Here is a 12,941-nt window from a genome sequence, read left to right on the forward strand (position 1 = left end):
CGGGTTCAGTGATGCCCGTCGTCTCCGGCGCCTGCGGCGAGGATGAAGCGGCGGTCGCAATAGGGGCAGTCGACGTAGTTGCGCTCGTCGATCTGAAGCCAGACGCGCGGATGGCCGAGCGGGCCTTCGTCACCATCGCAGGCGACGCGGCGACTTGTCACGGTGTGGGTTTCCGGCGGGGGCGGTGCGGTTTCCATGATGCGACCCCTTAGCCTTTCGCGCCGGTTGCGAAAAGGGGGCATGCGGGATGGTGATGCGTTCAGGCCACAGGGGGGCCACGGGATTGCGGCGTCGTGAAACTGCAACAGACCTGTCGTCTGGCTGAAACAGGGCGGCTCCAACGGGCGGCTTCCATTGCCCCCTGACGGAGACGCCTTTCATGAAAAGCCCTGTTGCACGCCTGCTTGCCGCTTCTGCCCTGCTGCCGGCCTTCGCCCTGGCCGCCCCCGCGCAGGCCGATGATGCCGCGACGCTGACCGGCGAAATCATCGTGACGGCGCAGAAGCGTGACCAGAAGATCTCGGACGTGCCCGTCACCATAACCGCCTGGACTGGCGAGACACTGCAGCGCATCGGGGTCAGCCAGTTCAACGAGCTGTCGGCCTTCGTGCCCGGCCTCAACATCCAGGAACAGTCGGCGAACAACCCCGGCTTCGTCATCCGGGGCATCACCTCCGATTCCGGCTCGGCGCAGGAAGCAGCGCGCGTCACCGTCTATTACAATGGCGTGGACGTCAGCCGGTCGCGCGGCTCCTACTTCGACCTGTTCGACATCAGCCGCGTGGAAGTGGTGAAGGGGCCGCAGGCAACGCTGTTCGGCACGGCGGCAGCCATCGGGGCGGTTTCCGTCATTCCGAACCCGGTGGCCGAGGGGCTGTCCGGCGAAGTGCGCGGGGCCATCGGCAATCATGGCCAGCGCCAGCTTTCGGGCGTGCTGAACGCCGGGACGGACACATATGGCGTGCGTGCCGCCTTCGCCTGGAAGCAGCGGGACGGCGTTGTCGAGAATATCGCCGGCCGGGGCGCAAGCTCCAACGCCGCCCTGCCGCAACGCGACCTGAATGGCCAGGAGCAGATGGGCGCGCGCCTCTCCCTCATGCTGAAGCCGCTCGAGGATCTGCGCCTCGACCTCGTCTACAGCTATGATGGCCAGCGCAGCCCCGGCACGGCCTTCAAGTCGGGAACGCTGTGTCCCTTCGGGGGCGATACTTCGCCCTTCAGCTTCGCCGAACTGTCCGGCTCCCCGGTTTCGGAGGCGGTCTTTGGCAAGGACGAGCTTGGCCTGTGGCGCGACGTGCATGACATCAACCTCACCGCCCGCTTCACGCCCGAGGGCAGCCGCTGGTCCACCGTCCACATCACCGGCTACCGGGAGTTCGACAGCCTCGAGGTGTTCGATGCCGATGGTTCGGGCGCCTGGTTCCTCGAATTCGCGGAAGAAGCCATTGGCCGGCAATACAGCCACGAAAGCCGGGTGAACTTCGATGGCGACGGCGTGCGCGCCTTTGCCGGTTTCAACTGGTTCAGCGAGCGCGGCAGCCAGTCGGTGCCCTTCTCCACCGAGGAAGGCACCTATCTCCAGTGCGTGCTGGGCATCGTGCCGGGCATCCCCTGCGTCAATGCCGATGGCGTGGTGACGGCGGCTGGCGTCACGTCGCTGCTGACAGGCGGCGCCATCGCGCAGATCCCCTATCAGTCCAGCTTCCGCAACACGGGCGAAATCAGTTCCTTCAGCCTGTTCGCCGATGTGACGGTCGATGTCGGACAGTGGCTGGAGCTGACGGCGGGCGGCCGGATGCTCTGGGAGGACCGCACTTCCTTCTATATTTCGAATCAGCCGGCCTCGGTTCTGGGCGGCGTCCCGCTGCTTCCCTTCGCCGGAACCGGCGGGCAGAGCTTCCGCGCCGATGCCAGCAACAAGGCCTTCCTGCCGCGCTTCAACGCGCTTGCGCGGCTGGCCGATGGCGTCAACGCCTATGCCACAGTTTCCAAGGGGCGGCGCAGCCCGGTGGTGCAACTGGGCGCCCGCAATACGGCCGACGGCCCGGTGCCCAACCGTACCGACGTGCCGGCAGAGACGGTCTGGAACTATGAGGCGGGCCTGAAGGGCGCGCGCGGCCCGCTGCAGGCCAGCCTGGGCGTCTATCTCCAGACCTACGACAATTTCCAGGTGACCGTGAACGAGGGCGGCCAGCTGGTCAGCCGCAACGCCGGTTCGGCCCGCAACATCGGCGTGGAAGCCGAGGCAAGCTGGCGCCCGGTGCGCGAGGTGCTGCTGTTCGGCAACCTCGGCTGGATCGACGCAAAGATCCGCGACCGGCCGGAAAACGGCATCTTCGCCAACAACCGCTTCCGCCTGCAGCCGGAATGGCAGGCCGCCGCCGGCATCGACGCGCGCGTCGGCGTGGGCGGCGGGCTGGAGCTGTTCGCCACGCCCACCATCACCCACCGCAGCCGCATCTTCTTCGAGGTGCCGAACGACCCCGCCATCGCGCAGGGGCCGGTGACGCTGGTGAACCTGCGCGCAGGCATCGGCGCGGAGGATGGCCGCTGGCAGCTGACCGGCTTTGCCTCCAACCTGTTCGACAAGGACCATATCATCGACGCCGGCAACACCGGCGGCGCCTTCGGCATTCCCACCTTCATCCGCGGCATGCCGCGCCTGCTGGGCGTGGAAGCGGCCATCCGCTTCTGATCCGCCGCGGCCTTCGCCCTGCTCCGCCCTGACCTGCCCTGACCTGCATTGCCCGGTGTGGTGCAGGGCAGGGCGGGGCAGGTTGCCGCGCCCCCTCACCGTGCGGGCGCCTTTCGTGTAGGCTGGTTGCCATGTTCGTCCATGACCGACCCGCCTGGCGCCTTCCCGAACGCGCGGTGACGCCCGAGGCGCAGTGGCTCGACCGCCGCAAGCTCGTTGCCGGGATGATGGCCGCCGGGCTGCTGCCGGCCGCCGCTGCCGCCGGAACCGCGAAAACCGGGGATGCCGGGCCTGCCGGACTGCCCCGGCTGGACGCGCGGCGCACCATCGCCACCGACGAGACGCCGACCCCGCTCGCAGCCGTTGCCGGCTACAATAATTTCTACGAATTCGGCCTCGGCAAGGATGACCCGGCCCGCAATGCCCACCGGCTCAAGCCCAGCCCCTGGACCGTGACGGTCGGCGGACTGGTGAAACAGCCGCTGACCATCGATGTCGATCGCTGGATCGCCCGTGCCCCGCTGGAGGAACGCATCTACCGGCTGCGCTGTGTCGAGGGGTGGTCGATGGTGATTCCCTGGGTGGGGGTGCCGCTGGCCGGGCTGGTGAAGGCAGCGGAGCCGCTCGGTTCGGCGAACTATGTTCGCTTCACCACCCTGGCCGACAAGGGGCAGATGCCCGGCCTCAGGGTTCCGGCGCTCGACTGGCCCTACCGCGAGGGGCTGCGCCTCGACGAGGCGATGCACCCCTTGAGTTTTCTGGCGGTCGGCCTCTACGGGCGGCGGCTGCCGAACCAGAATGGCGCGCCGCTCAGGCTGGTGGTGCCGTGGAAATATGGCTTCAAGTCGATCAAGTCGATCGTCGCCATCGACTTCGTCGAGCGCCAGCCGAAGACCAGCTGGGCCATGGCGCAGCCGCGCGAATATGGTTTTTATTCCAACGTGAATCCGGATATGCCGCACCCCCGCTGGAGCCAGGCGACTGAGCGCCGGATCGGCGAATTCCGCAAGCGCCCGACACTGGTCTTCAACGGCTATGCCGAAGAGGTCGCCCACCTCTATCGCGGCATGGATCTGAAACGCTTTTTCTGAAGCCCCCCGTGCCGGCCCTGTTCAGGCGACCGCTGCCATGGTGGCTGAAGCCCGCTTTGCACCTGCTTGCCGCCGCCACGCTCGCCCGGCTCGCCTTCGGCTGGGCGGAGCTGCTGTGGTTCGCGCCGGGGTCGCTGCGGCTTTCGGCCGAGCCTGTCGCACACACCCATAATGCGCTCGGCCTCGCGGCGCTTCGGCTTCTGGTGGCCAGCCTTGCCGTCACGCCGCTGCAGCGGATCACGGGGTGGGGGGCGATCCAGGGGGTCAGGCGGATGCTCGGCCTTTGGGCCTTTGCCTATGCGCTGCTGCACCTCGGCTTCTACCTCGTGATGGACCTTGACGGGTCGGTCGTGCGGCTGCTGGCGGAGGCTGCGGAAAAGCCCTTCATCCTGTTCGGGCTGGCGGCGCTGCTGGCCATGGCGCCGCTGGCGGCCACCAGCAGCAATGGCGCGATCCGGGCGCTGGGCGCGCGCCGCTGGCTTCGGCTGCACCGGCTTGCCTATGTGGCCGGGCTGGCGGGCGCCGTGCATTATCTCTTCAGGGTAAAGGGTTTCCAGCCGGACCCGTGGCTTTACGCGGGTCTTTTGCTTCTGTTGCTGGCCTTGCGATTCAGGCCCAGTTCCGGATCGGCCAGCCCCTGAGGCGCGCCATCTGCCCGAGCGCCTTCGACGGGTTGGCCGCCACCGGGTCATCGGCCCACAGCAGCACGGGCAGGTCGCTCACATGGTCGCTCAGGAAGCGCACATGGGGCGGGCGGGCCGGCAGCGCATCGAGGATCATCCGCAGCTTGCCCATGTCGTAGCAATTCTCGCCGCGGATGCGGTGGGTGAGCATGTCTCCATCCCAGTGGTTTTCGGTGGCGACGACCGTGTCGAAGCCCCAGCGCGCGGCGAGATGGGCGCTGTAGTAGCGGCAGCTTGCCGTGGCGAGGAGCAGACGGCGCCCCGATGCCCGGTCGGTGGCGATCGCTTCGAGCGCGCCTGCAAGTTCCTGCGCCGCCCCGAAGCGCGCGGCGAAGCGGGCGGCGGCGCGTTCCACCGTGGTGCGCGGCACGCGGCATCCCATCATCAGCCGGTGGGTTGCTTCCTTGAGGCCCTTGCGGTCGGTGAAGCCAAGAAGGAAGGCAAGGCCGGGCAGCAGCATCAGCGGCGCCAGCAGCAGCCGGGCTGGCGCTTCGGTCCGGGCGAAGAAGAAGAGCCAGCTGGTCCAGCTCGCCTTGCGGGTGATGGTCTTGTCCATGTCGTAGATGGCGAGGCCGGTGGTGGCGAGATCCGGGATGGCGACCCGGGGGTTGGTTGCGGGCATGGTCAGTCCTGTTGGCGGGGGTTGCGCGCGCGCCAGGCAGGCGGCGGCAGGCGATCTTCCGGGCGCAGGCTCCACAGGCCGCGCCCGGCCTTGCGCGCGGCGACCTGCCCGGCACGGATTTCGGGATCATCGAGGTAGCGGCTGAACGCCCAGGCATGTCCCTCGGCTGTCATGCGGGCGTTCACATGGGTGCGCCCCACCCATAGCCGCGCCACGAGCCGGCCGTAGCGATCGCGGTCCGTCACCTCGACGCGCACCTGCTTTCCCATGGCGATGCGCCGCAACGCCGAGCGGGACTGGATGCCCCAGGGCTGGGCCAGTTCGGGTGCGTCGATCCCGGCGAGGCGGATTTCGCTTCGGCGCTTCACGCCCGCCCGCTCGACGATGAGGGAATCGCCATCCTTCACGCGCACCACCCGGCCCTCGAAGCTGGTTGCGGCATGGGCGGCGGGTGCCGGAAGCAGGCAAAGCAGAAGGCCGGCAAGCAGAGTGCGAAGCAGCAGGGGCAGCAGGGCGGAAAGACGCATGGGCATGGCGCTGTTCCCTTGCAACGCCACGGCCCGATATGCAAAACCCTTGCCACAAGCCGTCCTTGCATGTGACGTGAGGCATACATGATCCGCCCTGGCTGCGTCGCAGGGCTGGCCCCGAGGAGCCGACCGACAGCCATGCCCAGCCCGCCAGACGATCAGGACAGGCTGCAGGCCACGGCCCCATCCGCCGCAGTGGCCGAAGTGCGGCTGGAAGCCGGACGCCTGCGTCTTTCAGGGGACTGGACGATCGCCGCCGCCGCCCGGCTCGAACAGGCGCTGCATGCAGCACTTGCGGGCCATGACGGGCCGGTCGTCATCGACATGGCGGGTCTGGGCCGCATCGACACGGTGGGCGCCTGGCTGGTGCACCGCCTGCTGCGGGACAGGCCGGGAAGCGACATCGCCGCAGCCGGGGAACGGGCGCTGGGGCTGATCGCGCAGGTCGGCGCGGCCGACAGGCCCGGCCCGGTCCACCGCGATCAGCCGCCCTTCCTGCAGCGCGAGCTGGCCAAGATCGGCGTCTATGTCATCGAGCTTCTGAACACCACGGGCGCGGCGCTGGCCTTCATCGGGCGGACCCTGATTTCCTTCTGGCAGGCGCTTGCCAGCGGGCGCGGCCTGCGCTGGAACAGCGTCTTCATCCAGATGGAGCAGACAGGTGTCAGCGCGCTCGGAATCGTCGGGCTGATGAGCTTCCTTGTCGGCATCGTCATCGCCCAGCAGGGCGCGGTGCAGCTGCGCGAGTTCGGCGCCGACGTCTATGTCATCAATCTCGTCGGCCGGGCCACCTTCCGCGAGCTTGGCATCCTGCTCACGGCGATCATGGTCGCCGGACGATCGGCTTCGGCCTTCGCGGCGCAGATCGGGGCGATGAAGCTGGCCGAGGAGGTGGATGCCATGCGCACCATCGGTCTCGACCCGATGGAGGTGCTGGTTCTGCCGCGCGTGATCGCGCTGGTGCTGATGATGCCGATTCTCGCCTTCTTCGCCTCCATTCTGGCGGTGGTGGGCGGGGGCCTCTTCACCTGGCTGTCGCTGGACATTCCGCCGGCCACCTTTGTCCAGCGCCTGCGCGAAGTGGTGCCGCTGTCCGATGTGTGGATCGGGCTTTCGAAGGCGCCCGTCTTCGGGGCGATGATTGCCGTCATCGGCTGTTTCCAGGGCTTTCAGGTGACAGGCAACACCGAATCCGTGGGCTTGCGCACCACGCTGGCCGTGGTGCAGGCGATCTTCCTCGTGATCGTGCTGGATGCCTTTTTCGCGCTCTTCTATTCGGCCATCGGGTTCGACTGATGGCGGCGGCGATCCAGGTTAGCGGTCTCGTGACCCGTTTCGGGGAACAGGTGGTCCACCAGGGCCTCGACCTCGAAGTGCGCGCGGGCGAGATCCTCGGCGTCGTCGGCGGTTCGGGCTCGGGCAAATCCGTGCTGATGCGCTCGATCATCGGCCTGCAGCAGCCGGCCGAAGGCCGGATCGCGCTGTTCGGGCAGGATGTCGGCGCGATGGATTCCGGATCGCATGCCGAACTGGCGCGCAGCTGGGGCGTTCTGTTCCAGGGCGGGGCGCTGTTCTCGGGCCTGACGGTGGCCGAGAATGTGCAGGTGCCCATGCGCGAATATTTCGACATGCCCGAGGCGCTGATGGACGAGATCGCCGCCTACAAGGTGGCGCTGGTGGGCCTGCCGGCAGAGGCGGGGGCCAAATATCCGTCCGAGCTTTCGGGCGGGATGAAGAAGCGGGCCGCGCTTGCCCGCGCGCTGGCGCTCGACCCGGCGCTACTCTTCCTCGACGAGCCGACGGCCGGGCTGGACCCGATCGCCGCCGACGGCTTCGACCGGCTGATCCTCGCCCTGGCCCGCGCCATGGGGCTGACCGTCTTCCTCATCACCCACGACCTCGACACGCTGCACGCGATCTGCGACCGGGTTGCCGTGATCGCGGACAAGCGCATCATTGCCGTGGGAACGATTCAGGAGCTTGTGATGAACGACCACCCCTGGATCCAGGACTATTTCGCCGGCCCGCGCGGCCGGGCAGCGGCCTCGGGCCATGGGCATGCGATCGCCGGCCCGGCGGCCGGTGATGCCAAGCGGGGCGATGCGCCGGGCACGATGCCGCAAGGCGGAACGGAAGGGGTGGCCTGATGGAAAACCGGCAATCGCACATGCTGGTGGGCGGCGTCACCATCCTGCTGGTGGTGGCGCTGTTCGCTTTCATCCTCTGGCTCACGCGCTTCACCGGCGAGACGCGGGACGAATATGACATCTTTTTCCGCCAGTCCGTCGCGGGGCTGGCGACCGGCTCGGCTGTCACCTTCTCGGGCGTTCCCGTGGGGCAGGTGAAGAAGATCGCGCTGATGCCCGAAAGCCCGGAATTCGTGCGCGTGCGGATCGAGGTGGGGCAGGATGTTCCCGTGCTGGAGGGCACCAGCGCCACACTTCAGTCCGTCGGGTTCACCGGGGTTACCGAAATCCAGCTGAAGGGCGGGCTTGCAGGCCAGGCCGAGCGGAACGAGCCGGGACCTTATGGCGTGCCGGTGATTCCAGCAGCTGCATCGGGCTTTGGCCAGTTGCTGGAATCGGCGCCGCAGGTGCTGGAGCGCGCCTCGACCCTTCTGGCCCGGCTGAACGAAGTGTTCGACGACGAGAACCGCGCCGCCATGAAGGGCATGCTGACGAACCTGGACCGCACCACGGCCGTGCTGGCCGAGGAAGGCCCCGCCCTGCGCGCGGCCATCCGGGAATCGGAAGCGACGCTGAAGGCCGCAACCCGTGCCGCCGCCGCGCTGGAGAAGGCCGGAACCACCGCCGACACGCTGCTGACGGAAGATGGCAAGCCCCTGCTGGCGGAACTGCGCAGCGCTGTTGCTTCTGCGGAATCGACCCTGAAGCGCGTGGACAGGCTTTCTGCTGCCGCCGAACCCGGCGTCCGCACGCTGGCCACCGATACGCTGCCGCAGATGAACCAGCTGGTATCGGACCTGCGCGAGGTGACCCGCCAGATTGGCGCGCTTTCCGCCAAGCTGGATGAAGACCCGCTGGGCGCTGTCGTCGGCGGCCGCCCGCTTCCCGATTACGAGCCCGAAGGAAGACAATGATGCGCCGGACCCTGCCAGCCTTTCCCAAGCTTCTGGGGGCGGCCTGCCTTGCCGCCGCGCTTTCCGCCTGCGGCCCCGTTGTCCAGGTGGGGGGCAATGCCCCAAGGCCCGATTCGCTTTATACGCTTTCCGCAATCGGCCCGGCGGCGGTGCCGGCCGGGGTGCAGCCGGTGGACATGGCGCGCGCCGTCACCATCGGTTTGCCGGCCGTGCCCGGCGCGCTCCAGACCCTCAGGATTCCTGTCAGCAACACGGACACCACGATCCAGTATGTGAAGGCGGCGCAATGGTCGGAACAGCCGGCGCGCCTGTTCCAGCATCTTCTGGCCGATGTGCTGGTGCACCAGGGCATCGCGGTGATCGACCCGCGCAGCAGCGGCCAGGCGGGCGGCATCAGGCTTGCAGGCCAGCTCATGACCTTCGGTGTCGATGTGCGCGGCGCACCGGTCGCGCGCGTGCGCTATGACGCCACGCTCACCGGCCCTGACGGCGTGCGCCAGCGCCGCTTCGAGCGCGAGGTGGCCGTGTCGCGGGTGGAAGGCGCAGCCGTTGCCCGCGCGCTGAATGCCGGCGCCAATGCGGTCGCCCAGGATGTGGCGGACTGGGTGAAGGCGGCCCGCTAGGCCATGCGCGAGCCTGCGGACGGAGGCCGGCGTGCCCACCGCCATTTCCTTTCCGGCAACCGCTCTGCTTGACCGCTGCCGCGCTTGCCGCTATCGGCCCGGCTTCGCTTTCGAACGAAGGCTGGCGGGGTAGCTCAGCTGGTTAGAGCACAGGATTCATAACCCTGAGGCCGCGGGTTCAAGTCCCGCCCCCGCCACCACTTTCCGCGCCATCTCCCTGCAATGCCTCACGCCGGACCCGAGGCGAATGTCCCGGGGACTCGCGCTGATGTCATTTCAGATTGTTACGGATGATGACGCCGCAAGCCATTGCTGAATGCATGGCTGCAACATGCAAACATGTGAATTTATTGCCTTCATTCGATGATCGCAAGCTCGATTCCGATCCGGGAGAAGATCTCGAAAGTTACGAATTTCTCACAATTTTCTTGATGTTGGACAAATATGTTCCAGAAGGAACATGGTTATCCTTCCAAATTGCATGGCCGCATATCTGGTCAGATGCAGGTGTCTTGTATCAAGGGAGTCAAAGAAGATGCTCATGAAATCGCGCATGTCACTCGGCGGACAGCTGCTTTCCTGTTCGGCCAAGGCGGCAGTCGCAATGGGCCTGTCATTTCTGGCTGGCACCCTCCCTGCCTCGGCCAATGATTTTTATGTTCAGCTGAACCCCAATTACTTCAACGGCGGAACCGAGCAGCTTTTCATTTTCGGCACAGCTGGCAGCACGGGCGCGATTCAGGGTGAAGGTTACGCCGAGAATTTTACGCTTGGAGATGAGGGCTATGCCGTCATCACACTTCCCAAGAGTTTTGTTCTTTCGAGCGGGGCAGTCGAAAACAAGGGTCTGAAGGTCAGCTCCGGCAGCGATATCAGCGGCTATTTCCTGAGCCGTCAGCAATATACGACGGACATGACCTATCTGATCGACAGCCGGAGCCTGGGGACGGATTATTTCACGCTTGGCTATGCGGGTGCTCTCAACGACCAGATTTCAGTTCAGGCGACCGAGGACAACACGACTGTCACGATCTCGCCAAGCGACGGCACCGGAGCATTCCAGATCAGCCTGAATGCCGGCCAGACCTACATGCATACCTCCGGCAGCAATCTCACCGGAAGCCGGGTTACCGCCGATCGCCCGGTTTCGGTCTTTTCGGGCAATGAATGCGCCAATGTTCCGATGGGGGCATCAGCTTGCGACCACCTCGTCGAGCAGATGCCTTCGGTCGAGATGTATTCCAGTGATTATGTCGTGGCGCAATCGCCGCGCACCGGAAGCTATGGAAACGTCTATCGTGTCGTTGCGTCGCAGGATGGCACCGAGGTCCGCCTTGATGGCGCCTTGCTGACGACACTTGATGCCGGCCAGTATGTCGAAACGTCCCTGGCAGGCGGCGCCCGCATCACGTCCAGCCAGCCGGTGCTGGTGGGCCAGTATCTGATTGGTGAATCCCTGGCAGGGGAAGTGACCGACCCGGCTCTGGCTGTCGTTCCGGGCGTGGAGGACTGGCTCGATTCCTATGTGTTCGCGACACCTGCCGGTTCGGCTGACTTCGTGAGCGATTTCGCCACCATCGTGATGACGGCTGGCAGCGTCGACACGCTGACCATCGATGGCGAAACGCCCGATCTTACGCTGTTCACGCCCATCGGCTCTTCCGGCTTCAGCTATGCGAGCTACGATGTGTCCGGCCTGCTCGGCCCGATCACCATCTCGGCGGCCGAGCGCTTCCTGCTGATGATCTATGGCTTCAGCGAGTATGACAGCTACGCCACCTATGGCGGGGCATCCTATTCCCCGGGTGCGTCGGGCGGTGGCGATTTCGACAATGGCGACACGCCGGATATCGACGGCATCTACACCACCGCACAGCTGGCAGCCTCTCTGGTCAACCCCGTCTTCGCGGGTGGCACGCTGGTCGCAAGCTCGGCGGACATCGTGGCCAATGACTTTGCCGTCGAGACCCTTGGCGGCACCATCGATACCGCCGGACAGGATGTCACCTTCTCGGGTGATTTCACCGGGCCGGGCGGGCTTGCCAAGGCGGGCCTCGGCACCCTCTCCCTGACAGGTGCGAGCCTCCTTGGCGGCGACGTGCTGGTCAATGACGGCACGCTTCTCATCCTCGGCACCTTCCAGGCGCCGGCTTTCCGTGTCTTTGCAGGCGGCACGCTGGGCGGTTCGGGCGACACCCTTGGCGACGTGATCGTTGGCGATGGCGGCACCATCCTTGGTGGCATGAACATCAGCGGCGATGTAACGCTCGGCAGCGGTTCGCTCAGCATCTTCGGAGACGCGATCAGCGTCGACGGTACGGTGACGATCGAGGACGGCGCCTCGGCCCAGGTGCAGGCGGCGCCCGGCCTTCCGGGCAGCGTGCGCACCCTTGTCACCACCACTGGCGGCCTGGCAGGCGCCTATTCGACGGTCACGCTGGACGCGGGCGTATGGGGCGCGCTGCGACAGACGGCCAGCAGCCTCGAACTGGTCAGCCTTTTCGGCATGCGCCAGGCGGCAAACCCGCAGGCCGTGCTGACCGCCAGCCACCTCAACAGCCTGTTCGTCGGGGGCGCCGCAACCCCTGCGATCCTTGCCGCTGTTCCCGGTCTTGTCGATGGTGAGGGCTATGGCAATGCGGCAGCCCTGGGCACGTTGCACCCGGAAGCCTATGGCTCGATCGCGCAGCTCGGTCACGAGAATGCGCTGGCCATCCGGTCCGCCATCCGCTCCGGCAACTTCGCCGCCATTGGCGAGGAACCGGGCATGTTTACCTTCGTGCAGGGTCTTGGCCAGTGGCGTCGCCTTGAAGGCGATCGCGTGACGGGTGTCTCGCGCTCCACGCTGGAAAGCCGTGGCGTGATGGGCGGCCTTGGCTTCAACAATGGCAGCTTCATGATCAACGCCTTCATTGGCTCGATCGATGGCAGCCAGCAGATCGCGGCGATCGGGGCAGACACGGACACCGACGGCACCTTCTTTGGCACCAGCGTGCAATATGCCAGCGGCCCGCTTGTGGCGGGCGGCGCCCTGATCGTCGATCACAGCTCGGCGCGCACCAGCCGCAGCCTTTTCAACGGTTCTACGGTGCGTGATCGTTACAGCCTGCGTTCCACTACCTTCGATGGCTATGTCCGCTATGGCATGGCGGTGGCGGAATCGGGCTGGCGCCTTGGCCCGCAGCTTGGCCTCACGCATGTCATCACCAGCCGGGGTGACGTGGCGGAAGCCGGTGACGCCGCCTTTGCCCTGAGCCTTGCGAAGGAGGACTACAAGGCCACCTTCCTGACTGGCGACCTTGTGATGACGAACGACAGCATCCGCGCCCGCCCCTGGCTTTCGGCCGGTATCAGCCACCGGATTTCGGGGGACGCCATCAGGGCGACGGCCAGCTTCGATGGCACGCCGACTGGCTTCACCGTGCTGGGGTCCGAGCGTGAAAAGACCTTTGCCACCCTGAGCGGCGGCATGGACTATCAGCTGACCGGAGCCGTCAGCCTCTATCTGCAGGGCGGCGCCGAGCTTCGTTCGGGCTATGGGGCTGAACATGTGACGGGCGGCGTGCGGGTCCGCTTCTGATCCTGCCGTCCATGGGC

The 12,941-nt window shown here is 66.5% G+C and carries 12 protein-coding genes and 1 tRNA gene; 10 read left to right on the forward strand and 3 right to left on the reverse strand.

Annotation, left to right across the window (positions count from 1 at the left end):
- Positions 1-5: 5 nt before the first annotated feature.
- Positions 6-197 carry a zinc-finger domain-containing protein gene (locus ACUJ46_RS00830; RefSeq protein ID WP_445388563.1) on the reverse strand — a complete coding sequence of 64 codons (192 nt, stop codon included), beginning with the start codon at positions 195-197 and terminating at the stop codon, positions 6-8.
- Between the two features lie 182 nt (positions 198-379).
- On the opposite strand from ACUJ46_RS00830, the gene ACUJ46_RS00835 reads away from it, so the two are divergent.
- The 3 genes from ACUJ46_RS00835 to ACUJ46_RS00845 all read left to right on the forward strand — a co-directional run bounded on the left by ACUJ46_RS00835 (position 380) and on the right by ACUJ46_RS00845 (position 4,427).
- A complete protein-coding gene (locus ACUJ46_RS00835) occupies positions 380-2,695 on the forward strand; it encodes a TonB-dependent receptor (protein ID WP_445388564.1) in 2,316 nt (771 codons plus the stop codon).
- Between the two features lie 131 nt (positions 2,696-2,826).
- Positions 2,827-3,786: a protein-methionine-sulfoxide reductase catalytic subunit MsrP gene (gene msrP, locus ACUJ46_RS00840; RefSeq protein WP_445388565.1), complete on the forward strand. Its 960-nt coding sequence runs from the start codon at positions 2,827-2,829 to the stop codon at positions 3,784-3,786.
- A gap of 8 nt (positions 3,787-3,794) precedes the next feature.
- A complete protein-coding gene (locus ACUJ46_RS00845; protein WP_445388566.1) occupies positions 3,795-4,427 on the forward strand; it encodes a ferric reductase-like transmembrane domain-containing protein in 633 nt (210 codons plus the stop codon).
- Here the strand turns inward: ACUJ46_RS00845 and ACUJ46_RS00850 are convergent.
- Positions 4,396-5,091: an HAD family hydrolase gene (locus ACUJ46_RS00850; RefSeq protein WP_445388567.1), complete on the reverse strand. Its 696-nt coding sequence runs from the start codon at positions 5,089-5,091 to the stop codon at positions 4,396-4,398. The two genes, ACUJ46_RS00845 and ACUJ46_RS00850, sit on opposite strands and share 32 nt — an antisense overlap.
- Positions 5,092-5,093: 2 nt before the next feature.
- Entirely contained in the window at positions 5,094-5,624 is a 531-nt protein-coding gene (locus ACUJ46_RS00855) for a thermonuclease family protein (protein WP_445388568.1), read from the reverse strand.
- A 135-nt stretch (positions 5,625-5,759) separates the two neighbouring features.
- Here ACUJ46_RS00855 and ACUJ46_RS00860 point away from each other — a divergent pair, with 135 nt between their 5' ends.
- The 7 genes from ACUJ46_RS00860 to ACUJ46_RS00890 all read left to right on the forward strand — a co-directional run bounded on the left by ACUJ46_RS00860 (position 5,760) and on the right by ACUJ46_RS00890 (position 12,924).
- The gene (locus ACUJ46_RS00860; protein WP_445388569.1) at positions 5,760-6,917 is read left to right on the forward strand and encodes an ABC transporter permease; all 1,158 of its coding nucleotides are present in this window, start codon (positions 5,760-5,762) and stop codon (positions 6,915-6,917) included.
- Complete coding sequence (locus tag ACUJ46_RS00865; protein ID WP_445388570.1) at positions 6,917-7,768, forward strand: ABC transporter ATP-binding protein; 852 nt, start codon at positions 6,917-6,919, stop codon at positions 7,766-7,768. The genes ACUJ46_RS00860 and ACUJ46_RS00865 overlap by 1 nt, the downstream gene beginning before the upstream one ends.
- Positions 7,768-8,721, forward strand: a complete 954-nt coding sequence (locus ACUJ46_RS00870) for an MlaD family protein (protein WP_445388571.1) — start codon at positions 7,768-7,770, stop codon at positions 8,719-8,721. The genes ACUJ46_RS00865 and ACUJ46_RS00870 overlap by 1 nt, the downstream gene beginning before the upstream one ends.
- Positions 8,718-9,344, forward strand: a complete 627-nt coding sequence (locus ACUJ46_RS00875) for an ABC-type transport auxiliary lipoprotein family protein (protein WP_445388572.1) — start codon at positions 8,718-8,720, stop codon at positions 9,342-9,344. The genes ACUJ46_RS00870 and ACUJ46_RS00875 overlap by 4 nt, the downstream gene beginning before the upstream one ends.
- A gap of 123 nt (positions 9,345-9,467) precedes the next feature.
- A tRNA-Met gene (locus ACUJ46_RS00880) sits at positions 9,468-9,544 on the forward strand.
- A gap of 93 nt (positions 9,545-9,637) precedes the next feature.
- Positions 9,638-9,889, forward strand: a complete 252-nt coding sequence (locus tag ACUJ46_RS00885) for a hypothetical protein (RefSeq protein ID WP_445388573.1) — start codon at positions 9,638-9,640, stop codon at positions 9,887-9,889.
- 8 nt (positions 9,890-9,897) lie between these two features.
- Complete coding sequence (locus ACUJ46_RS00890) at positions 9,898-12,924, forward strand: hypothetical protein (RefSeq protein ID WP_445388574.1); 3,027 nt, start codon at positions 9,898-9,900, stop codon at positions 12,922-12,924.
- The last annotated feature ends 17 nt before the right edge of the window (positions 12,925-12,941 follow it).

This window comes from Sandaracinobacteroides sp. A072 (assembly GCF_052616365.1).

Bases quoted from the DNA above. Each gene is read 5' to 3' on its own strand.
- ACUJ46_RS00890 (WP_445388574.1), top strand. From the start codon at position 9,898: ATGTCACTCGGCGGACAGCTGCTTTCCTGTTCGGCCAAGGCGGCAGTC.
- ACUJ46_RS00850 (WP_445388567.1), bottom strand. From the start codon at position 5,091: ATGCCCGCAACCAACCCCCGGGTCGCCATCCCGGATCTCGCCACCACC.
- ACUJ46_RS00835 (WP_445388564.1), top strand. From the start codon at position 380: ATGAAAAGCCCTGTTGCACGCCTGCTTGCCGCTTCTGCCCTGCTGCCG.
- ACUJ46_RS00875 (WP_445388572.1), top strand. From the start codon at position 8,718: ATGATGCGCCGGACCCTGCCAGCCTTTCCCAAGCTTCTGGGGGCGGCC.
- ACUJ46_RS00855 (WP_445388568.1), bottom strand. From the start codon at position 5,624: ATGCCCATGCGTCTTTCCGCCCTGCTGCCCCTGCTGCTTCGCACTCTG.
- ACUJ46_RS00865 (WP_445388570.1), top strand. From the start codon at position 6,917: ATGGCGGCGGCGATCCAGGTTAGCGGTCTCGTGACCCGTTTCGGGGAA.
- ACUJ46_RS00885 (WP_445388573.1), top strand. From the start codon at position 9,638: ATGACGCCGCAAGCCATTGCTGAATGCATGGCTGCAACATGCAAACAT.
- msrP (WP_445388565.1), top strand. From the start codon at position 2,827: ATGTTCGTCCATGACCGACCCGCCTGGCGCCTTCCCGAACGCGCGGTG.
- ACUJ46_RS00860 (WP_445388569.1), top strand. From the start codon at position 5,760: ATGCCCAGCCCGCCAGACGATCAGGACAGGCTGCAGGCCACGGCCCCA.
- ACUJ46_RS00830 (WP_445388563.1), bottom strand. From the start codon at position 197: ATGGAAACCGCACCGCCCCCGCCGGAAACCCACACCGTGACAAGTCGC.
- ACUJ46_RS00870 (WP_445388571.1), top strand. From the start codon at position 7,768: ATGGAAAACCGGCAATCGCACATGCTGGTGGGCGGCGTCACCATCCTG.